Annotated in this window: 18 protein-coding genes; 10 read left to right on the top strand and 8 right to left on the bottom strand. The window is 64.2% G+C overall.

All coding sequences use genetic code 11. The features are described from left to right. Position 1: 1 nt before the first annotated feature. The 3 genes from RF641_RS06010 (at position 2) to RF641_RS06000 (ending at position 3704) form a co-directional block, all read left to right on the top strand. A complete protein-coding gene (locus tag RF641_RS06010; protein ID WP_053798824.1) occupies positions 2 to 646 on the top strand; it encodes a CoA transferase subunit B in 645 nt (214 codons plus the stop codon). 2 nt (positions 647 to 648) lie between these two features. Beyond that, positions 649 to 1818 carry an acetyl-CoA C-acyltransferase gene (locus tag RF641_RS06005; RefSeq protein ID WP_120991041.1) on the top strand — a complete coding sequence of 390 codons (1170 nt, stop codon included), beginning with the start codon at positions 649 to 651 and terminating at the stop codon, positions 1816 to 1818. A gap of 164 nt (positions 1819 to 1982) precedes the next feature. Next, on the top strand, positions 1983 to 3704 hold the full coding sequence (locus tag RF641_RS06000; RefSeq protein WP_424572771.1) for an alpha/beta-hydrolase family protein: 1722 nt from the start codon (positions 1983 to 1985) through the stop codon (positions 3702 to 3704). An 82-nt stretch (positions 3705 to 3786) separates the two neighbouring features. Here the strand turns inward: RF641_RS06000 and RF641_RS05995 are convergent, their stop codons facing one another. Together RF641_RS05995 and RF641_RS05990 are read right to left on the bottom strand one after the other, a co-directional pair. Next, the gene (locus RF641_RS05995; RefSeq protein WP_120991045.1) at positions 3787 to 4347 is read right to left on the bottom strand and encodes a histidine phosphatase family protein; all 561 of its coding nucleotides are present in this window, start codon (positions 4345 to 4347) and stop codon (positions 3787 to 3789) included. A 48-nt stretch (positions 4348 to 4395) separates the two neighbouring features. Continuing rightward, positions 4396 to 5214 (bottom strand): metallophosphoesterase family protein, encoded by an 819-nt coding sequence (locus tag RF641_RS05990; protein ID WP_424572770.1) that lies wholly within the window; start codon positions 5212 to 5214, stop codon positions 4396 to 4398. Between the two features lie 248 nt (positions 5215 to 5462). Between RF641_RS05990 and RF641_RS05985 the strand changes: the two genes are divergently transcribed. Continuing rightward, entirely contained in the window at positions 5463 to 6413 is a 951-nt protein-coding gene (locus tag RF641_RS05985; protein WP_047120146.1) for a beta-ketoacyl-ACP synthase III, read from the top strand. A gap of 269 nt (positions 6414 to 6682) precedes the next feature. After that, the gene (locus RF641_RS05980) at positions 6683 to 8404 is read left to right on the top strand and encodes a thiamine pyrophosphate-dependent enzyme (RefSeq protein ID WP_424572769.1); all 1722 of its coding nucleotides are present in this window, start codon (positions 6683 to 6685) and stop codon (positions 8402 to 8404) included. Between the two features lie 250 nt (positions 8405 to 8654). On the opposite strand, the gene RF641_RS05975 is transcribed toward RF641_RS05980, so the two are convergent. Beyond that, positions 8655 to 8858: a DUF6480 family protein gene (locus RF641_RS05975; RefSeq protein ID WP_113607019.1), complete on the bottom strand. Its 204-nt coding sequence runs from the start codon at positions 8856 to 8858 to the stop codon at positions 8655 to 8657. A gap of 55 nt (positions 8859 to 8913) precedes the next feature. Next, entirely contained in the window at positions 8914 to 9468 is a 555-nt protein-coding gene (locus RF641_RS05970; RefSeq protein WP_047120149.1) for a type 1 glutamine amidotransferase domain-containing protein, read from the bottom strand. A gap of 527 nt (positions 9469 to 9995) precedes the next feature. Here RF641_RS05970 and RF641_RS05965 point away from each other — a divergent pair. The 5 genes from RF641_RS05965 to RF641_RS05945 all read left to right on the top strand — a co-directional run bounded on the left by RF641_RS05965 (position 9996) and on the right by RF641_RS05945 (position 16799). Then, positions 9996 to 10700: a FadR/GntR family transcriptional regulator gene (locus RF641_RS05965; protein ID WP_047120150.1), complete on the top strand. Its 705-nt coding sequence runs from the start codon at positions 9996 to 9998 to the stop codon at positions 10698 to 10700. After that, positions 10697 to 11683, top strand: coding sequence for an asparaginase (locus RF641_RS05960; protein WP_424572768.1), 987 nt, complete (start codon positions 10697 to 10699; stop codon positions 11681 to 11683). The genes RF641_RS05965 and RF641_RS05960 overlap by 4 nt, the downstream gene beginning before the upstream one ends. 32 nt (positions 11684 to 11715) lie before the next feature. Continuing rightward, entirely contained in the window at positions 11716 to 13128 is a 1413-nt protein-coding gene (locus RF641_RS05955; RefSeq protein WP_047120151.1) for an aspartate ammonia-lyase, read from the top strand. An 11-nt stretch (positions 13129 to 13139) separates the two neighbouring features. Further along, positions 13140 to 14594 carry an amino acid permease gene (locus tag RF641_RS05950; protein ID WP_424572767.1) on the top strand — a complete coding sequence of 485 codons (1455 nt, stop codon included), beginning with the start codon at positions 13140 to 13142 and terminating at the stop codon, positions 14592 to 14594. A gap of 147 nt (positions 14595 to 14741) precedes the next feature. Then, entirely contained in the window at positions 14742 to 16799 is a 2058-nt protein-coding gene (locus RF641_RS05945; RefSeq protein WP_424572766.1) for a S9 family peptidase, read from the top strand. A gap of 202 nt (positions 16800 to 17001) precedes the next feature. Here the strand turns inward: RF641_RS05945 and RF641_RS05940 are convergent, their stop codons facing one another. The 4 genes from RF641_RS05940 to RF641_RS05925 all read right to left on the bottom strand — a co-directional run bounded on the left by RF641_RS05940 (position 17002) and on the right by RF641_RS05925 (position 23557). Then, complete coding sequence (locus RF641_RS05940) at positions 17002 to 17547, bottom strand: hypothetical protein (protein ID WP_113607023.1); 546 nt, start codon at positions 17545 to 17547, stop codon at positions 17002 to 17004. 318 nt (positions 17548 to 17865) lie between these two features. Next, on the bottom strand, positions 17866 to 19266 hold the full coding sequence (locus RF641_RS05935; RefSeq protein ID WP_424572765.1) for an FAD-binding oxidoreductase: 1401 nt from the start codon (positions 19264 to 19266) through the stop codon (positions 17866 to 17868). Positions 19267 to 19457: 191 nt separating this feature from the next. Beyond that, positions 19458 to 22013, bottom strand: a complete 2556-nt coding sequence (locus tag RF641_RS05930; protein ID WP_424572764.1) for a DUF5129 domain-containing protein — start codon at positions 22011 to 22013, stop codon at positions 19458 to 19460. Beyond that, a complete protein-coding gene (locus RF641_RS05925) occupies positions 22010 to 23557 on the bottom strand; it encodes a hypothetical protein (RefSeq protein ID WP_424572763.1) in 1548 nt (515 codons plus the stop codon). The genes RF641_RS05930 and RF641_RS05925 overlap by 4 nt, the downstream gene beginning before the upstream one ends. Positions 23558 to 23626 lie beyond the last annotated feature (69 nt).

The following is a 23626-nucleotide window of genomic DNA, read 5'->3' as shown; positions in this document are numbered from 1 at the left end:
CATGTGGACCCGCGACGAAATGGCGGCCATCGCCGCCAGCGAGCTGACCGACGGCCAGTACGTGAACTTGGGCATCGGCATTCCGACCATGGTGGCCAACCACCTGCCCGAGGGCGTCTCGGTCAAGCTGCAAAGCGAGAACGGGCTGCTGGGCATGGGGCCGTTCCCCTACGAGGGAGAAGAAGACGCAGACCTGATCAATGCCGGCAAGCAGACCGTGACCATCCTGCCCGGCGGCAGCTTCTTCGACTCGGCCACCAGCTTCGGGATGATCCGCGGCGGGCACGTGGCCACCGCCATCCTCGGCGCGCTGCAGGTCGCCGCCAACGGCGACCTGGCCAACTGGACCATCCCCGGCAAGCTCGTGAAGGGCATGGGCGGAGCCATGGACCTGGTGGCCGGCACCCCGCGCGTCATCGTGCTCACCGACCACGTGGCCAAGGACGGCACCAGCAAAATCGTTGAAAAGTGCGACCTGCCGCTGACCGGCGTCGGGGTCGTCAACCGCATCATCACCGACCGCGCCGTCTTCGACATCGAAGACGGGGCACTCATCCTGCGGGCCTGCGCCCCGGGTGAGACCGCGGCAAGCATTCAAGAAATCACCGCGGCGAACTTCGCCGTGGACATCCAGGAGGACCAGTAAGAATGACCGTCAAGATCGTAGGCTATGCCCGCACCCCGTTCATGAAGTTCAACGGGGCCCTGGCCTCCGTGCCGGGAACCGCGCTGGGCGCCCATGCCGCCAAGGCCGCGCTGGAGCGTGCAGGCGTTGACCCTTCCGAGGTCCAGCGCGTCGTCGCCGGCCAGGTGCTGCAGGGCGGCGCAGGCCAGAATCCTGCCCGCCAGTCCGCCGTCGGAGCCGGCGTCCCGCTGAACGTCCCGGCCATCGCGGTCAACGCGGTGTGCCTCTCCGGCGCCGAGGCCGTGGTGGCCGGCGAGCGCCTGATTGCCAGCGGCGAGGTGGACGTGGTGCTGGCCATCGGCCAGGAGTCCATGTCGCTGGCCCCGCACGTGCAGCGCGCCCGCGCCGGCACCAAGTACGGCGCGATCGAGCTGATCGACACCCTGGAGTACGACGGCTTGACCGATGCCGCCGAGCAACGCTCCATGGGCGCCTCCACCGAGGAGCACAATGCCAAGCTGTCCATGACCCGCGAGTCCCAGGACGCCGTCGCCGCCGCATCGCATCAGCGTGCCGCCGCCTCCCGCGAGTTCCTGGCCGGGGAGATCGCTCCGTTCACCATCTCCACGCGCAAGGGCGACACCGTGTATTCCGAGGACGACGGCGTGCGCGAGTCCACCACCATCGAGTCCCTGGGCGGGCTGCGCCCGGCCTTCGCCAAGGATGGCACCATCACCGCCGGGAACTCCTCGCAGATCACCGACGGCGCCGCGGCCGTGGTGCTGGCCAGCGACGCCGCAGTCGAGCGCCTGGGCCTGACCCCGATGGCGGAGATCGTTTCCCACGCGTTTGTCGCCGGACCTGACCGCACGCTGCACGAGCAGCCGTCGAACGCCATCCGCGCCGCGCTGCAGCGTGCCGGCGAAAAGGCCGAGGACTTGAAGGTCGTGGAAATCAACGAGGCCTTCGCGGCCGTAGCGGTGCAGTCCACCGCGGCGCTGGGCATCGACCCCGAGATCGTGAACCCGCACGGCGGCGCGATTGCACTGGGCCACCCGATCGGCGCCTCCGGCGCCCGCATCGTGGGCACCCTGGCACGCCAGCTGCAGGAATTGCCGGCCGGTTCGCTGGGTGCCGTGGGCATCTGCGGCGGCGGCGGCCAGGGCACCGCGGTGCTGCTGCGCTCGCTGTAGCCCCTAAAAATCAACGAATGCCGGCGGCGGGAGATGAGACCCGTCCGCCGGATTTCGTGCATCACAAGTCATACTCGCACGAAATACGCCGAAGCCCCCTAGACTTCAATTCCAGGAGCTGGACGGCAACACCGCAGGCCGGCCCGGACCTACGGAGGCACCACATGGCCGAGCGGCTGCCGGTTCTCAAACCCTGGCGCATGCACTGGATCCCTGCGTTGGGCGCGCTGGCACTGGCGCTGCTTTCGCTGACCCCGTCCATGCTGCCGCGCACCGCGGTATTCCAGGGAGTGCTCTGCGCCCTGGCCGCGCTGCTGGGATATGCGGCAGGAGCGCTGATCCGGTGGCTCTTGGTCTCTTCGAAGAGCGCGTCGCAGGAACCCCGGGCCGCTGGGCAGCAGGATGCCTCGTCGCCGGAGATTCATTCTGAAGCGCCGCAAGCGAATCCTGCCCCGCGTACCGCAGGGAAGGCCGCCGCAGTGCTCGGCGTGGTGCTGTCGGCCGCCGGGCTGGTGTTCTACCAACTCTGGCAGAACGACCAGCGAGAGCAGTTGGCGATGCCGCACCAATCTGCGGGGTCGCTGGTGTACGTCGTGCTGGTGGGTGTGGTTCTCCTGGCGCTGCTGCTGGTCATCTGCCGATTCATTCGCAAGATTTCCCTGGCACTCATTGAAATCGTGGACAAGGTATTGCCACGGCGCGTCGCGGCGGTCATCGTCGTGGCGGCCATGGTGCTGGGGTTGGCGATGGTCGGCAACCGGGCAGTGGTGCAGCGCGTCGCCGGATCGTTGGACAACCTGTTCCTGTCGATCAATGACGAATTCCTCACCGACCTGCAACCGCCCCATAATCCCGAACTGTCTGCGGGACCCGGGTCTTCGGTCAGCTGGGCCGATTTGGGACGCCAAGGGCGCCTATTCATTTCCAACACCCCCAACAGCTCGTCGGTGGCGGCGTTCTCCGGCAAGGATGCCAAACAGCCCATCCGTGTCTATGCCGGGGCCGGAAAGGACGGCAACACGGAGCTCGCGGCCCGGGCCGCGCTGGCGGTTGAGGAGCTGCGGCGCACCGGCGCATTCAACCGCGCGGTGCTCAACGTGGCCACCGGCACGGGACGCGGCTGGGTGAACGAGAACCAGATCCAGGCGCTGGAGTACATGTGGGGCGGCGATACGGCGACGGTCAGCATGCAGTATTCCTACCTTCCCAGCTGGATGTCATTCCTCATGGACTCCTCACGGGCACAAGACGCCGGACGCCTGCTGTTCGACGCCGTGTATCGGCACTGGGTGCAGCTGCCGACCAAGGAACGCCCAAAACTGCTGGTCAGCGGGGAATCGCTGGGGTCCTTCGGTGCGGAGGCTGCCTTCAGCGGCGCTCAGGATTTCGCGACGCGCACCGATGGTGCGCTCTTTGTCGGCCCAGCCGCCGGCAACCGGCTCTGGCAGCGCTTCACCGATGAACGCGATCCGGGCAGCCCCGCGGTCCTCCCTGTCTACGAAAACGGGGACATTGTCAGGTTCTCCGCCGACGGGGTCCACTGGCCGGGTTCTGGCACGTGGGGCGAGAGCCGGATCGGCTATCTCCAGCATTCCAACGACCCCATCAGCTGGGGAGATGTCGAAGTCTTCATTTCCAAGCCGGATTGGCTGCGTGCCGGCCAGCGGCCGGGGAATATTCCATCGGCAATGGTTTGGATTCCCGTGGTGACCGGTCTCCAGCTATTGCTGGACCAGGTGGCCTCCGGGATACCCGATGGCCAGGGACACGAATTCGGGCAGGTGCCGGTCCGAGCATGGGCGCAGATCCTTCCCTCTGGCCAGTGGACCGACGGGGACACCGAACGCTTGGTGGAACTCTTGAAACAAAGCCAGCCAGCACGATAGCAAAGCCTGCAGAGCATTCATGCAGAGCGGCAAGGAACGATCCGAACCGAGTTCGAGAACCCGAACCCGTTGAGTCCGGCAGCTAGTGCCACAACGGCTCTCGCGCGACAAAGTTGCCCAACAGCGCAGGATCGAGCTCGATCATCTGCGCATTGGCCAGCGGCGGATGCGCTTCACCGCTCAGCGCGGTCAGCACCGAGCCGATCCAGGCCCCGTGGCTGACCACCAGCACCCGCTGCTGCGGATGCTGCACTGAAATCTTGAACAGGGCGTTCACCCCGCGCTGCACCAGATGGTCCTCGGGTTCGCCCACCTCCATGAGCAGGCGGCGCTGTTCATCATCCAGGCCCTTCACCAGGCGGCCCTCGGACTCGCCGAAGTCGCGTTCCATCAGTTCCGGGTTCTCCTGGACCTTGGCGATCCCCAGCGCATCGGCCAGGATCTGCGCGCTTTGGCAGGCCCGGAACAACGGCGACGAATAGACGGCATCCCACGGACCATCGCAGGACAATTCGGCCGCCAGCGAGTGGGCCTGGGCGATGCCGGTGGCATTCAACGGCAGGTCGCTGCGGCCGTGCAGCCGCTGCGCGCGGTTCCATTCGGTTTGGCCATGGCGGATCAAGACGATCGTTGTTGCAGTCATTGTTCTTCCTTCGTGGGCGCTTTCGGGGCAACGCGGTTTGTCGTAGGTTCAGCGGCCCCGCAGGGCGAGATAGGTTTCGGTTCGTTCCTGCGACGGGCGCATCTGCTCGGTGGACGCAGGCACCGACACCACGCATTGGGCGCTGATGCGCAGCACCGAGAACCAAGCGCAGTCCTCCTGGACGACCTCCGTCGGGGCGAAGGGGTTCATGTTGTAGGAGGTTGCCGGCGCCATGAACACCGGGGTGTTCAGCAGCTGGCTGGCTCCACTCTGGTGGTAGTGCCCGCACAGGATCGCGCGCACGTCGCTTCCCGCGACCAGTGCTGCCAATGCTTCGGGATTCTCCAGCCCGCGCCCGGCTAGGGCGGCGGAGAAGGATTCCAGTGGCGGATGGTGGAGCAGCACAACCGTTCCCTTGGGTGCGGCGACGGACAGCAGCCGATCGAGCCAGGCCCGCTGGGAGGCATCGATCCGGCCTTGGGCCTGCTGGAATCCGCCGCTGTCCAGTCCGATGATGCGCAGCCCGTCGATGTCGTGCACGGTATTGGCCGGATGCGGTCCGGTGGACAACCTCGTGGTGTTGAACAGCGGGCCGATCGATCCGGCGGGATCGTGGTTCCCGGGAATCGTGATGATCGGGCAGCCCAGCAGGTACTGCGCCTCGGCCAGGATCCTGGCCGCATCCGAGTGGATCGCGGCTCCGCGGTCGGCCACGTCCCCGGTCAGCACCAGCGCGTCGGGTTTCAGCTGCTCCGCGGCGCCAAATGCCCGGGCCAGCCGGCGCCACGGATCGATTGTCCCGTACAGCAGCCGGGCATTCCCGGTGAGATGGGTGTCGCTCAGGTGCACAATTGTCAGTTGATCCATTTTTCTCCCCTCCCTCCGTACTGCTTTCCCTCCATTGCAGCGGCCGCCGCTGACATCCGGGTGAACTCCACGTCGACGACATATGAAGAGGCCCGGAATGCTTGGATTCTCGTATAACGAACGAGAAGCGCCGATTTCCCGCGAATTTTCGCAAAATATATGCCATCTTGAGCATGTGAACGGCAAGTAGCGTGCAAAACGACTAACCTTAATGGAGGCAGCATTTAATCCACCAAGGAGCAACATCCATGACCGGCAGCAAAGTCGTCGCTTTTGGCCACTTCCAGCCAGAGCGCATCGTGCCAAACACCGAGCTGGAAAAGCTCGTGGAGACCAGCGACGAATGGATTGTGCGCCGCGTAGGCATCGAGGAACGCCGTTGGGGCACCGGAGTCGAGACCGTCGATTCCATGGCCGTCAAGGCCGCCAAAATGGCGCTGGACAATGCCGAGGGCATCACCGCCCAGGACATCGACATGATCGTGCTGGCGACGTGCACCGCGACCGACCGTTCGCCGAACATGGCCGCCCGCGTCGCCAACGCCCTTGAGATGAACCAGGGTCCAGCCACGATGGACATCAATGCTGCCTGCTCGGGCTTTACGCACGCTGTGGGCCTGGCCCAGGGTGCCATCGCCGCAGGCACCGCGACCAACGTCCTGGTCATCGGCGCGGAAATGCTGACCGATTACACCGACTTCACCGACCGCACCACCTGCGTGCTGACCGCCGACGGCGCCGGCGCGTTTGTCGTGACAGCTTCCGAGGAGAATGCGATTTCCCCTGCGGTATGGGGTTCGGTGCCTTCGCTGTCGGATGCCGTGCGCATCGAAGCCGAGAACGACATGAAGTTCGCGCAGAACGGCCAGAGCGTCTACCGCTGGACCGTGACCCAGCTGCCGAAGATCGCCTCGCAGATCATCGAGCGCGCCGGACTGCAGCCCGAGGAAATCGACGGCATCATCCTGCACCAGGCCAACTTGCGGATCATCGAGCCGCTGGCCGAGAAGATCGGTGCGCCGAATGCCCGCGTAGCCACCGACATCGTCTACTCCGGAAACACCTCGGCCGCTTCGGTGCCGCTGGCGCTGTCCAAGCTGATGGCTTCGGACGAGCCGCTGCCTTCGGGGTCCAAGGCCCTGTTGTTCGCCTTCGGCGGCGGTCTGGCCTACGCCGGCCAGGTCATCACCATTCCATAATCGACGCTTAAATCAGATAGCCTGTCGCCATCGGCGGCAGGCTTTTTTGTACCTTCCGCAGCTTTCGCCCGGCCAGTATGTGGAAAGGCTGAACGCACCTGCGACCCGCGGATCGTTGTGCCACGATGAAATTGGTGGATAAAGCACAGCTTCCCTGGAAGAGAGGTCTTCGGTCCGTCGGGAAGCAGACAAGAATCGGAGTTTTCCGAATCTGTCCAAGACTGCGGCTATCCATTGTCCACGTTGTCCTTGTTGCGGAAAGGAAAGACATGAAGACAGTCAGTAAAGCTATTGTCGAGTCCCTCGCGGAATACGGCGTCACCCACGCCTGGGGTGTTGTCGGCGATGCTCTTAACCCGCTGACCGACGCAATCCGTGAAGAACCTTCCATGGAGTGGGTTGGCGTACGACACGAGGAAGCCGCTGCGTTTGCAGCCGGTGCGCAAGCCCAGCTGACAGGGCGTCTTGGGCTGTGCATGGGAACGGTGGGCCCGGGATCGATCCATCTGCTCAACGGTCTCTATGATGCCAAGAAGTCCCATGCCCCGGTCTTGGCCATTTGCGGCCAAGTGCCTACCTCGGAAATTGGCAGCAGTTTCTTCCAAGAGGTCAACAACGATCTTCTATTCAGCGACGTAGCGGTCTTCGCGCAGACAGTCACCTCGGCCGACCAAATGCCGCAGCTTCTGGAACAGGCTGTCAACGCCGCCATCTCGAACCGCGGTGTGGCCGTGCTGACCGTGCCGGGGAACGTGGGCGGCATGAAGCTCGAAAAGAACGTCCGCCCGGCCAAGTTCACCCCGCAGGCGGCGCAAGCCGCTGCGCCGCTGCGACAGATTGATGAGGCCGCCCAGGTATTGCAGGATGCCCAGAAAGTCACCTTGCTGGTCGGGATGGGTGCGCGCGAAGCACGCGCCGAGATCCTCGAACTTGCCGAACGCTTGCAAGCTCCCATGGTGCTGACGCTCAAGGCCAAGGAAAGCTTGGAATCGGAGAACAACTATCAGGTAGGGCAGACCGGCCTGATCGGCAACCCCGCAGCGGCCGCTGCATTGGACGAAGCAGATGTAGTATTCATGATCGGAACCGATTTTCCGTACAGGGACTGGTACCCCAGCGGGAAGACGGTCATCCAGCTGGATATGCGTGCCGAGCACATTGGCCGTCGCACCCAGGTTTCGCACGCGCTGGTCGGGCATGTCGAGCCGTCCTTGAAACAACTGTTGCCGAAACTACCAGCCGGACGCGCGGACAAGCATCTGGCATCGATCCGCAAGCAATACGAGCGCTGGTTGGAACGCCAGGGCAGGATCACCGACCCGGATCGCGACCGCGGTCTGGTGGGAAAAGTCCGTAGCCTGGTGGAGAACCCGGAGGAGTTCATTCGTCCGGAAGCAGTCGCTGCCCAGCTGGACCAGAAAGCAGCCCGCGACGCGATATTCACCGTCGACACGGGAATGTCAACGGTTTGGTTGTCGCGGTTCATAGAGATGCGGGGCGAACGGCGCCTGCTTGGGTCCTTCAATTTGGGCTCCATGGCCAACGCCATGCCTCAAGCTCTAGGGGCGCAGGCGTTGGATCGTTCGCGGCAGGTCATCGCCAACTGCGGCGACGGCGGACTGATGATGCTGCTCGGAGATCTGCGGACAGCCGTGACCTACAAGCTCCCGGTGAAGTTCATCGTCTACAACAACGGCCGTCTGGGAATGGTCAAGCTTGAGCAGGAACAGGGCGGTCTCGAGGAATTCGGCACGGAGCTGGACAATCCCGATCTCTCCCAAGTCGCACATGCAATGGGCATTAATTCCCAGCTGGTCACGAAGCCCGAAGACATCGCGGCTTCCATTGATGCAGCGCTTGCCAGCGATGGACCGTATCTGCTCGACATCCGTACCAATCCTCAGGAGATATCCTTGCCGCCGAAGACGACTGCGTCTGATGCCTGGGGGTTTGCGATCGCCAAGTCGAAGGAAGCAATCGAAAGCCCTTGAACCGGCACTGCCCAGAATCGCATCTGGTCTGGAGAGCTCGAACGCATCCCTTGGCAGACTGCGCCTCGGGGCAAGTCTTGACTTGCCCAGAGGCGCAGTCTGCAATCTCGAAGTCTGCATCGTCACTGCCACTCAGAGACACAACGGACTTCCGCAGGAGAAACACCCCTGCGTTCGGGGAAGCGTTTTCTCCCGGCAACCGAACCGTGAGGTGTCCGAAGCTGCTGGAAGGCCGCAGTCCCCGAAGTGTCTACTCTTCGTGCCCTTGGTCCCCGCTCATCGATCCTTCTGCCGGCGGTGTTTCTCCGGGCGGCACTCCGCCACCCGGTTCCAAGCCAGTGATTGTCTGTTCCAGAGGGTCGGGGTTAGAGGAAGCCGCCTTTTCCTGACTTGATGCCCCACCCGCGGCGTCCTTCTCTGTTTCGCTTTGTTTGTCGAACTTGTTGTTCTTCATTGAAAAGCTCCTTCGGGATTTCTATACCTTGCTCGCGTTAGTTGTCCAGGGCCGATTAAGCACCGAGCTCCTCGATGATCGCGGCATTGAACGCTTCCAGATCTCCAGGGTTGCGCGAAGTGATGAGAACGAAATTTTGCGCCGAGCACCGGAAAACTTCCTCGTCCACCCACTGTCCGCCAGCGTTGACCACGTCTGTCTTAATTGACTTATACGAAGTCAACGTCTTGTCCCGGACAAGCCCGGTTTCCACAAGCAGCCACGGACCGTGGCAGATCGAAGCCACCGGCCGTCCGGTGGCGGCGAAGGACTGGACAATGCGCTGCGCCTCGTCGTCAAGACGCAGATTATCCGCATTGAGCGTTCCCCCAGGGATCAGCAGCAGGTCGAATTCCTGCTCGTCCACGGTCTCCAAAGCCATGTCAGCTTCGAGAATCTTGCCCTGGTCCCAATCTCCCACCAAGGTTTGGATCTTCTCCTTCCTGGGAGCAGCGACCTTGACGTTTGCTCCGGCAGACCGAAGCGATTCGACCGGACTGGTCAATTCGTCTTGCTCAGCGCCACGATTGGAGACCAGAACGAGAACCTTTTTACTGGACAAATCAGCCATCGGCTTTTCCTTTCCTCTAGGTGTTCACAGCCAACACTGCTCTGCCAGCACGGGTGGCACAAGAAGCGGTCAGGAAGTCCTCAGGCGCGGTCCCCAGCGAGAGTGCTTCACTTGTCTCGCCCTTCGTTTGATTTGCCCAGCTCTCTCCGCGGCGCGAAGATCCTCACCGGCGTCTGTCCGGAACGCGGTACGGAGCACTTAGCTTATGGTCACGGCATTGCAACACCGGTCTTCGACGTGCGGTGTGATGTCCATCAATGCTCATCGGACAAAACGCAAGTCAGGGCTGTGGACCCGTTTCCTCCGGATAGAACACCCGTACGGGTATCCCAAAAGTTGCTCGAAGATACTAAGCTGTAGATGCCCGAGCGCCTCGAACGTGAGGGACGAGGACCGGTGTCCCCCAAGCACCGATCCACGTCGGCGATGCTGCAGTCCCCCAAGCGCAACATCGCCCCTCGGGTATTCAGCAGCCCGCCAAGAGCGGCTCCTTGACTCACGAGCTCTACACTGCAAGACTCGTACTCGTGAACCTGTCAGACAGCTGGACACCCGGACAGCAACCCATTGAACGCCGCTCCGCTGCGGAAGCAGTTTTCCTCTCCCTGCGCGCGGCCATCGAAGCCCAGGAAATCCCGCTCGGCACCAAGCTGGGATCCGAGGCGAGCCTCGCCGCGGACTACGGCGTGAGCCGATCGGTCATCCGCGAAGCCCTGCGGTCCTGCGCCACCCTGGGACTCACCCGCACGGAGACCGGGCGCGGCACCTTCGTAATCTCCCACCGCCCCACCCGCGAGCTCAAGCTGGGCACCTTCTCCTCGGACGACCTGCATGAGGCCCGCCCGCACATCGAGATCCCCGCCGCGTCCCTGGCCGCCAGCCGGCGCACCGCCGAAGACCTCGAACGGCTGCGCGGGCTGCTGGACCAGATGGAGCACGAAGACGATCCGGCAGCCTGGGTCGAGCTGGACGCGGCGTTCCACGCCGCCATCGCCTTGGCCAGCGACAACTCGGTGTTCACCAAAATCGTCAGCGACATCCGCGAAGCCATGTCGCGCCAGTCCGAGACCGTCAACCTGGTTGCCGGCCGCACCGGCCCGTCCAACGAGGAGCACCGCCTCATCGTCCAGGCCATCGCCGACCAGGATCCGGACGCCGCCGCGCAAGCCATGAACGGACACCTCAGCGCCGTGCACCACGCCATCACCACCATCGTCAGGAGCAGCAAGTGACCCGCATCGAAACCCAACTGCCGGACCTGCATGCGCTGGCCGCCCACGGCCTGCCGCAGCACGTCCCCCTGGTAGGTGCCACCCGCGGGGACGCCATCGAATCCATCCACTACGGCTCGGCCGTGGTGCTGGGCCCCGACGGCTCGGTGCTTGAAAGCCGCGGCGACACCCAGGCGCTGTACTATCCGCGCTCGGCGCTCAAGCCGCTGTTCGCCGTGGGCCTGCTGCGTGCCGGCCTGGAGTTGAGCGACGAGCAGATCGCCCTGGCCGCCGCCAGCCACTCGGGCTCGCAGCGCCACCAGGACGTCGCCCGCTCCACCCTCGAAGCGGCCGGGCTGTCCCTCCAGGCCCTGGGCAACTCCACCGACTTGCCCTACGGCACCGCCGAGCAGGCCGCTTGGCTGGCCGCCGGCGGCTCCGCCACCCAGCTGGCGCAGAACTGCTCCGGCAAGCACGCGGCGCTGCTGGCGCTGTGCAAGCTCAAGGGCTGGGATCTGGAAAGCTACCTTTGCGAAGGCCACCCGCTGTTGCAGCTGCTGCGCGAAACCGTCGAGGAGCTCACCGGCGAGGACATCGCCGGGCAGAGCACCGACGGCTGCGGCACCCCGGTCTACCTGCTCTCACTGCCGGCGCTGGCCCGCGGCTTCGCTCGGCTCGCCTCCGCCGCGCAGGGTACCCCGGAGGGCCGCGTCGCCGCCGCCATGCGCGCCTACCCGGAGCTGGTGGCCGGCGAGGGCCGCGACGTCACCGCGCTGATGCGCGAGGTTCCCGGCGCCATCGCCAAGGACGGGTTCGAGGGCATCCAGGCCGTCGCCCTGCCCGACGGCACCGCGCTGGCAGTGAAGATCGCCGACGGCGGCGACCGCGCCCGCATGCCGATCACCGCAGCCCTGCTCGCGGCGCACGTTCGCGTGCCTGAAGATCTGCTTTCAAGCCCCGCTCTGGGCGGGGGAAAGCCCGTCGGCCGCCTGGCCGCACTCTAGAAACACCCATCCATTACAGGAGAAATATCCCCATGATCCAGTCTCAGCTCGCCGCCACCCGCGTAGAGCATGATCTGATCGGCGACCTCGACATCCCAGCCGAGGCCTATTGGGGCGTGCACACCCTGCGCGCCAAGCACAACTTCGACATCACCGGGACCCAGCTCTCCGGCAACCCGTACCTGATCCGCGCACTGGCGCGTGTGAAGCAGGCAGCGGCCCGCGCGAACCACGAGCTGGGGCTGCTGGACGCCGAGCGCGCCGCGGCCATCGACGCCGCCTGCGAGCGCATCGTGGCCGGCGAGCTGCACGAGCAGTTCATCATCGACCCGATCCAGGGCGGCGCCGGCACCAGCACCAACATGAACGCCAACGAGGTCATCGCCAACCTGGCGCTGGAAATCATGGGCCACGCCAAGGGCGAGTACCAGTACCTGCACCCGAACGACCACGTGAACCTCTCGCAGTCGACCAATGACGCGTACCCGACTGCTGTCAATATCGCCACCCACTTCGCCACCCAGCCGCTGCTGGAAGCCATGAAGGTGCTGCAGGATTCCTGCCTGGCCAAGGCCGAGGAATTCCGCACCGTGGTCAAGATGGGCCGCACCCAGCTGCAGGACGCGGTGCCGATGACCGTGGGCCAGGAGTTCGGCGGCTGGGCCGTCACCCTGGGCGAGGACCGGGCCCGCCTGGCCGAATCGCTGTCGCTGGTTACCGAGATCAATCTGGGCGCCACCGCGATCGGCACCGGGCTGAACGCCCCGGCCGGCTATGCCGAGGCCGCGTGCCGCCACCTGCGCGAGCTGACCGGCCTGCCGCTGACCACCAGCCCGGATTTGATCGAGGCCACCAGCGACGTGGGAGCCTTCGTGCACCTGTCAGGCGTGCTCAAGCGCGTGGCGCTGAAGATCTCCAAGATCTGCAACGACCTGCGCCTGCTCTCCTCCGGTCCGCGCGCGGGCCTGAACGACCTGCACCTGCCGGCTGTGCAGTCCGGCTCCTCGATCATGCCCGGCAAGGTCAACCCGGTGATCCCGGAGGTCGTGAACCAGATCGCCTACCAGGTGGTGGGCCACGATTTGACCGTGACCATGGCGGCCGAGGGCGGCCAGCTGCAGCTGAACGCCTTCGAACCGGTGATCGCGCATTCGATCGGCCTGTCGCTCAAGCACCTGACCAACGGCTGCCTGACCTTGGCCACCCGCTGCATCGACGGCATCACCGTGGACGAGGACGCGCTGCGCCGCGAGGTGGAGAACTCCATCGGCCTGGTCACCGCGCTGAACCCGCGCCTGGGCTACTCCGCATCCACCGCCATCGCCATGGAGGCGCTGCACACCGGCCGCGGCGTGGCCGAGCTGGTGCTTGAACGCGGCCTGCTGTCCGCCGAAGACCTGAACGAGCTGCTCTCCCCAGAGCGTTTGGCCAACCTCTCCGACTAAAAAGGAACCCTATGGAGAAAACCACCCCCGAGGCGGCGCTGACTGCCGGCGACTCCGACTACCACAAGGGCTTGTCCCCACGGCAGATGCAGATGATCGCCATTGGCGGCGCCATCGGCACCGGCCTGTTCATGGGCGCCGGAGGGCGCCTGGCCCAGGCCGGTCCCGGCATCGTCATCAGCTACGCGGTCTGCGGCTTCTTCGCCTTCCTGATCCTGCGTGCGCTGGGCGAGCTGGTCATGCACCGGCCGTCCACCGGATCGTTTGTGTCCTACGCCCGCGAGTTCTACGGCGAGAAGGCGGCCTTCGCCACCGGCTGGCTGTACTGGCTGAACTGGGTCATGACCGCCATCGTGGACATCACCGCCGTCGCGCTGTACATGGCGTTCTTCGGCAAGTACGTGGAATGGATCGGTTCGGTCCCGCAGTGGCTGTGGGCGCTGGCCGCCCTGGCCCTGGTGCTGACCATGAACCTGATCTCGGTCAAGGTCTTCGGCGAGATGGAGTTCTGGTTTGCCCTGATCAAGGTGGTCGCGCTGGTCTCCTTCCTGATCATCGGCTGCTACTTCGTCTTCTTCGGCACCCCGGTCGACGGCCACGAGGTCGGCTTCTCGATCATCTCCGAGAACGGCGGGCTGCTGCCCAACGGGCTGCTGCCGGTGCTGGTGCTGATGCAGGGTGTGGTTTTCTCCTACGCGTCCATTGAGCTGATCGGCACCGCGGCCGGCGAAACCGCCAACCCGGAGAAGGTCATGCCCAAGGCGATCAATACCGTGATCATCCGCATCGCAGTGTTCTACGTCGGTTCGCTGGTGCTGCTCTCCCTGCTGCTGCCGTACACCGCCTACTCGGCCGGGGAGTCGCCGTTCGTGACGTTCTTCGGCTCCATCGGGGTGAAGGGCATGGACGTGGTGATGAACCTGGTGGTGCTCACCGCGGCTTTGTCCTCGCTGAATGCCGGCCTGTATTCCACCGGCCGCATCATGCGCTCGATGTCTCTGAACGGCTCGGCTCCGCGCTTCGCCGGACGCATGAACCGTTCCGGCGTCCCGTACGGCGGCATCGTGATCACCGCTGCGGTGGCAGTGCTCGGCGTGGTGCTGAACGCTGTGGTTCCGGCCGCGGCATTCGAGATCGTGCTGAACTTCGCCGCCGTCGGCATCATCGCCTCCTGGGGCATGATCGTGCTGTGCCAAATGGCGCTGGTGAAAAAGGTCCGTGCCGGCGAAATGCAGCGCCCGAGCTTCCGCATGCCATTCGCTCCGGTCTCCGGCTGGGTGACGCTGGCGTTCCTTGCCGCGGTGCTGGTCATGATGGCCTTCGACAACCCCGTGGGTACCTGGACCATCGCTTCGCTGGTTGTCATCATTCCGATGCTGATCGGCGGCTGGTACCTGTGCCGCGGCCGCATCAACCAGCTGGCTTCCGCCCGGCTGAACGCCGAGGCGCAGTCCGAAAAGGTCTAGCCGCTTCGCAGCTGTTCCACCACCGATGGCCCGGGATTCTTCCCGGGCCATCGGTCGTCCCCGCGCATCGGCCGCGCCGATCAAGGGTAGTTGGCCTCCGACATGATCTGGGTTTCCAGTAGTGCAAAGGGCACAGATAGTGGCATGATGTGTGAGGTGAAACACTCTAAGCATTCATTTCAGGAATTGGACTCCTACGTCGCCATGCCGCGGATCAGCGGCTTGGCGCTCTCCCCCGACGGGCGCCGGCTGGTCACCACGCTGAGCACCTTGAGCGAGGACGCCACCAAATACACCAACGCGCTGTGGGAAATCGACCCGGCCGGCAAGAACCCGGCCCGCCGGCTGACCTACTCGGAGCACGGGGAGTCGAGCCCCGTCTTCACCGCCGACGGCGACCTGCTGTTCACCGCCAAGCGCTCTTCCAAGGACGACGCTGTGGCCGAAGGCTGGCTGCTGCCCGCCGCTGGCGGCGAGGCCCGCGCGGTCATCACCCATCCGGCGGGGGTCGAATCGCTGTCCACCTGCGCCAAGTCTCCGAAGACCGTGCTGGTGCGTTCCTCGGCGCTCAGCCGGGCCACCGGCTTGGAGCACGAGGCCAAGCTGCGCGCGGCCCGCAAGGAGAAGAAGGTCTCCGCCATCCTGCACACCGGCTACCCGGTGCGTTTCTGGGACCACGATCTGGGTCCGGCCACTCCGCACCTGTACGCGAGCAGCCTGCCTGCCGGGCAAGAGCACAGCGAGCTGGCCGACCTGACACCCGGGATCGGCGCCAGCCTCGTGGAGGCAGCCTCTGATGTCGCGCCCAATGGCGACTTCCTGATCACCGAATGGATCGTCCCGGAAGGTCGCGGCGACCAGGCCGTCGGCCTGATGCGCATCGACATGCATACCGGCGCCCGGGAAATGCTGCTGGCCCCGGACGAGACCTACGAATACGCCATGGGCAAGATCAGCCCGAATTCAGCCAAGCTCGCCTACGCGCGCTGGCGCCGCTCGACTCCTGATTCCGCTCCGGCCTGCGAGCTGTTCGTCATGCACCTGGCCAGCGGCGAGTCCTACCAGATCGCCGTGGGCTGGGACCGCTGGGCCACGGAGATCGTGTGGGTCCCCAACAGCAGGTCGCTGCTGCTGGTCGCCGACGAGGACGGGCACGGCCCGGTCTTCCATCTGCGTCTGGAAAACGACCGCGTCACCCGGCTCACCGACTCCGGCGCCTTCACCAACGTGCTGGTGAGCCCGGATTCCCGTGCCGCCTATGCGCTGCGCGCAAGCTATGAGCACCCTGCCGAGCCGGTCGCACTGGACCTGACCCACATCGGCGACCTGGAAGCCGGCGATTACGTCCAGGTCACCGAGCTGCCCTCCCCCGCACCGCGTCCGCAGCTGCCGGGCACCCTGGAAGAGGTCAGCACCGAGGTCGACGGGGCAACGGTCCGCGCCTGGCTGGCGCTGCCCGAAGGCGCCAGCGCCCAGAACAAGGCTCCGTTGCTGCTGTGGATCCACGGCGGACCGCTGAACTCCTGGAATGCGTGGAGCTGGCGCTGGAACCCTTGGCTGCTGGTCGCGCAGGGCTACGCGGTGCTGCTGCCGGATCCTGCCCTGTCCACCGGCTACGGCCAGGACTTCATCCAGCGCGGCTGGGGCAACTGGGGCCAGGCGCCGTACACGGACCTGATGGCGATCACCGACGCGGCCGAGGCGCGCGCCGACATCGACGAAACCCGCACTGCGGCCATGGGCGGATCCTTCGGCGGCTACATGGCCAACTGGGTGGCAGGTCATACCGACCGCTTCAAGGCGATCGTCACCCACGCCAGCCTCTGGGCACTGGACGGCTTCGGGAAGACCACCGACGCCTCGTTCTACTGGACCCGCGAGATGAGCCCGGAGATGATCGAGGCGAATTCGCCGCATCATTCGGTGGACAAGATCGTCACCCCGATGCTGGTCATCCACGGCGACAAGGACTACCGGGTGCCGATCGGCGAAGGACTGCGCCTGTGGTACGAGCTGCTGTCTTCCTCGGGTCTGCCGCAGCAGGCGGACGGTACCACCGCCCACCGTTTCTTGTACTTCCCGGACGAGAACCACTGGGTGCTCGCCCCGCAGCACGCGAAGATCTGGTACCAGGTGGTCACCGGATTCCTGGCCGAGAACGTGCTGGGACAGGAGCCGGGCGAACTGCCTGAGCTGCTGGGATAGCCCAGCTTCTTGATGGCGGTATTGAAACCCACCAGCGCCCGGCGTGAGCCAAAGGGCTGGTGGGTTTCCCCGTTGATGGGCACGATAAACAGCACCACCACTGACGCAGGTGCCGGCCATGACACACCGATCCGGTACTGCTGTTGTTGGAACCAAGGACCAGCCGAGTGCGCCGCTTGCAGCTTTCTAATGCACGAGGCGTCTAGTGACGAGCAGACCATTCAACGAACAAGTCGCGAACTTCGTTGATTGCCCCAAGGTCACCGGACTCGTCAGTGCCGATATTCTCCTGAATCCATTCGAAGTAGCGCTGGGCTTCATCCAGCATCCCCGGGATGAAATCCTTCGGATCCACCACGTTCGTCTGCTCATCTACGGTGAACAGTGTCGAACGGCCTTTTGAACGCAAGTGAATCGGCACTGGAGAACCGGGGAATAGTCCTTCGCCCTCGCCCGTTTGAAGGAACGAATCGATGACTTCGACCAGATCCATCCACAGGCTTGCAACGTTATCCCAGAGGGACGCTGAAATCAGGTCGATTCCATAGTAGGCCACCTGGAGCAATCCTTCTCCGCCATAGGGGTTTCGCTTGAGCCGATTGCGCCAAATGTCGGCAGCGCGTTCTGGTGCCTCGTACATGTCCACCAGATACTTGTCGGGGTTCTCCACGAAATCATCGAGGTCCTCCACGGTGTGTGGAACCAGAATGTAGGCTTCGCTGTGCACCGCTTTTGGCGTATCTTCCATCCGTGGATCCTGACTCTAGGCGCGGGCAGAGCCTAACGACTCGACCCTTGTCAAAGGTTATTTTGTATTTGAACCTATGATAGCTTCCAGCTCAGCGGGTGCTCTTCGCATCTTTCACGGACGTGTTCTGATCGAGCAAAGTCTGCTTATCCGTTAGTGACTTCCATCTTCAACAAATACCCGGGGCAGACGCTGCCCGCGACGGCCTTCAAGGCGCTGGTACCCCCCCGGCACGGCTGGCGCGTGTCAACGCCCCGGGCCGTGCCCGGATAGTGGGGCATCTTGAGCCGGCTTCCCGTGATGCGCCACGGGCTGGGGTCAACCCGTGACCTTGATGTTGTGGTTCAGGCGCAGCTCATTGTGCGGATCATAGCGCCGCTTCAGTGCCGCCAGCCGAGCATACTTTTGCTCCCCATACACTGCCAAGGCGTCGAAGCCGCCGGTCGTCGGGGCATCGGTGCTGGAGAAGTTGAGGTATTCGCCGCCTTCGGCCACTGCACTCATGTCCCGATGGAATCCGCGGATGAATTCCCGATGGTGTGCGTCTTGAGCCTGCTCCTTCCAGAATCCATAGATGTTGATCCAGAAGGCCGAGGAGCGGTCGGGAAACGCGGTGGCTTCCTCCGCTACCCGTCCCATGGCCCCGCCCATGACATGCAGATCAAAGGCCGTGCCCGGCCATGTGAGCTGAGTGGCCTTGTCTACCAGCAGTGCGATGGTGTCGTCGTCGAGGGAATCAAAACCGGTGTTCTTCCAATAGGCGCGTACGCCCTTGGGAAAGACGTCATCCATGGATGATTGCCATTCAGGCCAGGAGATTGCCGCGACATCCTGGACATCCGGCGGTGCAAGTTCCGTAAACCGCTCCACGCATGCGCTTCCGGCGGCATGATCCGGATCGGCCCAGACGAAGCCGACCGCGAGGATCGTGTCAGTGCTCAGTTCCCATTCCTCCGGCGGGACCAGCGCTGTCGCAATGACCGTCATTGCATCAGGCAGGTTCGCGGCCCAGTCCCGCAGTGCATGTAATGCTCCACGCCAATGCGCTGCCCGGTAGATCAGGTTTCCGGCCAGCACCGTTTCCGGAAGCGTATGCGCGGAGAAGGTAAAGTCGGCCACGATCCCGAAGTTGCCGCCCCCGCCGCGCAGGCCCCACAGCAGCTCGGGATTTTCCCGGGCATCGGCACGGACTTTTTCGCCGCTCGGCGTGTACATCTCCGCGGCAATGAGGTTGTCGACGGTCAGGCCATGGGCTCTGGTTAGCCAGCCGAATCCTCCGCCCAGGCAAAGTCCTGCGATTCCTGTCCGCGAGATCACCCCGACGGGAACGGCAAGTCCGTGGGCGCTCGTGGCTTGGTCGAGTTCGCCAAGGAGGGTTCCCGGGCCGGTGCTCACCTGTCGCAGAGACGGATTGACCATTATTTTGTTGCAAGCACGCAAGTCGAGGACGAGGCCCCGGTCAACGGTGCCGTGCCCTGCCACGTTGTGCCCGCCCCCGCGAACGGCGAGCGGCAGGTGATGGCTTCGGGCGAAGTCAAGGGCGAGCGGAATGTCTGTGAGCTCTCCGGCCCTGATAATCAGCTCGGGCCGGCGGTCGATCATGGCGTTCCACAGGGCGCGGGCATCGTCGTACTCTTGGTCTGCTGCCGTGACAAGGGTTCCGCTGAGGGAAGCACCCAGCGATCTGAGATCGGCTAATGAGATTAGTGGATTGTTCATGATGCGCGCGCTCCTTCGGACAGATCGCATCGGAACTTGGGTGTGGGTAATTCTCCTCCCGGTTTTTGCATGGAGCAATGGGCAGGATCGTGCGATTTTCGGCTCAATTTCATGGTTCAAGCCCCAAAACCAGAGGACAGGACTGAGGCATCCGCAAAGCTTTCACGCCCAGTCGGACTTGTCATCCCTCGCTAGGCTTTCATCGGGTGCAGTCCCGGCAACTTCACCCCGCCAGGAGTATCTCCACCGGCTCCGCGTGTGGCCTCGATCAATCTCTGGGCACGGCGAGCGACATCTGCGTCGCGCTCGGCCAAGACATCGGCCAGGTGGTCCAGGTGCTCAACGCGGGCGCTGAACTCACGGCGCAGTCGTTCGTTCAACGGCGTGGCGTCCAGTTCCCGTTCTTCCCGCAGCGCCATGGCCAGAGCACGTTCAAAGAGCCTCTGGCCTGCATCGTCGGCGCGGCCGTTGCTGCCGCTTGACCCAAGAACCGCCACGGCGTTGATCTGGGATTCGTCCAGTCCCAGGAGTAGGCGCGCCAATTTCTTCTTGGCCGAGCGCAACGAGGCGGTCCCGCGCCCGAAACGTCTCAGACTTGACGTGGCGGTGAGCAGGAACCGGATGACCAGGACGATGTTCACCACGGTGAAGAAGAACAACATGGTCAGCAGCCAGAACAGTCCCCCGAAGCTGATCGAGGTATCTTCTTCGAAGCCGTTAAGTTGGATGCCTTCGGCGTAGTCGTCCACCACGTTGGCGATGGTGATATCCGGATACGTGCTTTCGTGGATGCTCCCGTGCTCCCAGTTCGAAGTGCCGCCGAGGGTGTATTGACCCGTGCTGATTTCCGGGCTGATCAGGCCGGGGGCGATGGTTGTCCCTTCGTCCGTGGAGAACACCGGGATGATGGCTTTGCCGTCCTTCAATTCCTTCGTCATCGGGTCGAGCAGTTCTGGAAATTCCTGCTTGATGCGGTACAGGGACGTCAGCAGGCTCAGGGGCTCTGCCGAGCGGTATTCAGATCCGGGAGGATCAGTCCTCAGGTCCAGGTAGGCTTCGGCGTCGCGGACGGCGATCACCATGCTGGTCGGCACCGGGAAATCGGTGTCCATGTAGCGGATGATTTCGGTATCGGACAGCTCTCCGCTGGGGTCGTCGATCTCCAGCTGCGCACCGCGGCCGGTGCCTTCCCTGTCGGGTAACGGGTCCTCAACCACGTTTGCGGCAGTGATGCCGGCCGGAATCATGCCGACCAGCAGCAGGGCGGTGAGCATCACGGCCAGCCGCGGCCCACTGGGCCGGTAGGCCGATTCAGTGCGCTGCTTTGCCGTCGTCTTCCGGTCTGACTCAAGGGTTTCACCGGTGATGGATTTCGCCAGCGCATCCAGGTAGGCCGCGTTCGCGTAGCCGTCCCTGCCGGTCGAGGCGTCCAGTCCCAGCGAGGTTTTCAGCTCCCGGTATTCCTGGGGCGCGCCAGCTGGTGCGGCGACCTTGCCGTGCGGGTACCGGGAGATCTTCTTTTTCTGCTTGGTCAAAAGCTCGACCAGATGCTGCTCGGCCCGCTGCCACTTTTCGACGGCCTGCAGGTTCTTCGGATCCCCGGCGGCTGCGTCCAGCAGCTGTCCGAGGGCCGAACGCAGCTGTTCGATGTCGCCGTTGGCGACCATTCGGCCGGGTGCCTGCTCCAAGCGGATCAGCAGCGTCGTCATGGCATCGTTGATCGGCGCGCTGAGCCGGTCGAAGGTCGTCCCGGTCCCGACCAGGCGCGCGTGCACGGAGCCTGCGCCCATCAACGCGTCGGACAAGCTGGTCAGCTTGCGGGCGGACGCCTCGAATTCGGCGAGTTGCTGCGCGGTTTGCGCCCTGAAGGCGGTTTTGGGCGAATAGACCAGCTCGGTCAGCGAACTTTCGGACCTGGCCAAGTCCAGAGACAGTTTCTGCAGCTGGAGCCAGGATTTCCGGAAGCCCTGTGGGCGCTCGGTCTCCGGCGCCGCGTAGAAGGTCGCTTCGAGCGCTTCGAGGTCCAGCACGACGCGGGCCAGCTTGCGCTGCGCCGCGACGAGACGGCGGTGTTTTGCTTCCCATCGCAGGTTGTAGCGCAGGGCCATCAGCAGGAAAACTGTGGTCGCCGTGGCGGCCAGGGCGATCAGCGAGATCCAGAAAACCGGGTTGGTGTTGGGCGGGTCGTAGAGCACCACTGCCGCGCGCTGGGCGGCGGCCACAACGGATTTCGGTCCGTGGCCCAAACCCAGATTGTCACGGAACGCATTGTCGATCTCGAAACGGATATCTGTTTCGTCGTACGCCTTGCGGTCCCGTCCCTCCAGCAGGTCCGCGCGTACCGCGGTGCCTTCGAAACGCTGCTGGATCTTGTGGTCGTCGGTTTCGAGGTTCTCCAGCTGGGTGCTGAGCAGGATGTCATGATCCGGGACCATGCCGCGCAGCAGCTCGTCGCCGGTCAGGAATCGATCCGTAACGGTCAAGGTGAGCGGTCGGTGCGCGAGGATCGGACCTCCGGCGGCGGCATCCACGGTTTCCTGGCTGATGTTCCAGTCGTGTGTGCCTTCCACCACGATCTTCACCTCGTGCTGGGGAGTGTTCTCCTGCCCGTACGCGACGTAGGTGGACAGACCCATCCCGGCAATCACTGTGGTGGCCAAGGCCATGAGCACTGCCGGGATCAGCGCCAGCGAGTGCGGACGGCGCAGCTTGCGCCCGCTCGAGTCGAAGGCCGTGAACCGGCTCATGCCTTGTCCCCCGGGTGGTCATCCATCCAGCGCTGCACCTGCCGCGACGCCTGTTCCAGGGTGGCCAGGTCATCAAGCCTCCGTGTGCCGCCCTCTGGACGGTCGGCGCGGTGGACGGCAAGCTCGTGCGGGACCTTGATCCGCTTTCTCGTTGCCTGTTCCAGCAGCTGATCCAGATCCGAAGCCAGCGCGAGCCGCAGTTCCCAGAGCCGTTCCAGCATGTCAACCGGCTCTGCTCTTCCGGACATCGGCTTATCCAGCCACTGCTGGGCTTCATCCAGGGCGTCCGTATCGGTCACCAAATGCGCACGCACGCTCGAGGCGGCCTTCAGTGGCGCGACGTCCACGCGGTCGAGGAACTGCGCGCATTCATCCAGCAGCTGCCGGTGCGCGGAGATAATCGAGCCCCAGCGCTGGCGGCTTGGATTCGAGTTGCCGAGCAGCCCGTTGAGCGCGGTGCATGCCGACACCAGTTCTTTCTGGCACCGGCTGATCACTTCCAGCCGTTCAAGTTCCGCGCGGCTGACTGCAGTTGCCGCCGAGACCCGGTGCACCGCTTCCTGCCCTGCCTTCGCGAGCGGTGCGATGGCCCGTTCCAGCAGGTCGGCGCGCTGCTGGATGACGCCCCCGGCATCCGCGCTGAGGGCTGGCAGCTTGCAGGATTCAAGGTCGCGCAGTTGTTGCGGCAGCTGCTGGGCCAGCTGTGCTGCGCGTGCGCTGCGCTCCGTGGTTGACTGACGCTGGCGCTTGCGGACGCCGCGGAAAACAACGTAGGTGGTGAGCGATGCGCCCAGCACACCCAGGACCACGAAAAGCACAGTCCGCTTGCCCTCTGAACTGGCCGGCAGCAACGCGCCGAGGGTGTTCTTGGGCGCTTTCAATTCCTCGGTGGTGATGCGCACCGATTCGATAACTGCCTGGGTGTAGTCTTCCTTGTCCATCATCGGCCGCAACGCGGCAACGCTGTTGGACAGGGCCGCCGAACGGTCCCCGGTCACGTTCCAAGCCTTGTCGATCGCGATCTGAGCGCCTTGGCCATCCTTGTCCGGAAGCATCAGGCCAATGACAATCCAGCCGTCTTGGATGTAGCCCTTGGTGTCGGTGCTGTCTGGCCAGTCGTCGTGCAGGAGCAGGTAAGAGGTGGGACCGAACAGGGTCAAGGCACGGATGAACTGGGCTGCCCCGCCTTCCATCGCATTGTCGGCGGCATCGACACCCACCACGATGTTGGCGTTGGTCTGGCCCATGGTCTCGCGGACCGCGTCCAGGACTTTCTGGTTGTCGATCTGGGACTGTACCGAGTCGATGACCGCCAGGTGGAAGTCCCCTTCTTCGGCGACCAGGTCCGGGACGCGGATCGTGCCTTTGCCCTTGTCTTCGTCTTGGCCTTTCGACGGTGCGTCGCTGGGGCCCACCGGGTAGATCGGCTCGTAAATCTGTTCGTCCGCCATCGCGGGCGCCGCAAGAAATCCCCCGAGCACCAGCAGAAGAAGCACCAGCAGGGCCGTCGCGGTTCGCCGGGCAGTCGAAAGCAGATAAGTCATAATCCAACGATTGTATCAACAGCTGCTTTTCTTAACTGCCAAGGCCCCTTTGAATCAAGAGGATTCAAA

This window comes from Arthrobacter sp. 'calajunan' (assembly GCF_046940185.1).
In the GTDB taxonomy this organism is placed as follows: domain Bacteria; phylum Actinomycetota; class Actinomycetes; order Actinomycetales; family Micrococcaceae; genus Glutamicibacter; species Glutamicibacter soli.
This window is presented reverse-complemented; position numbering and strand designations above follow the sequence as displayed.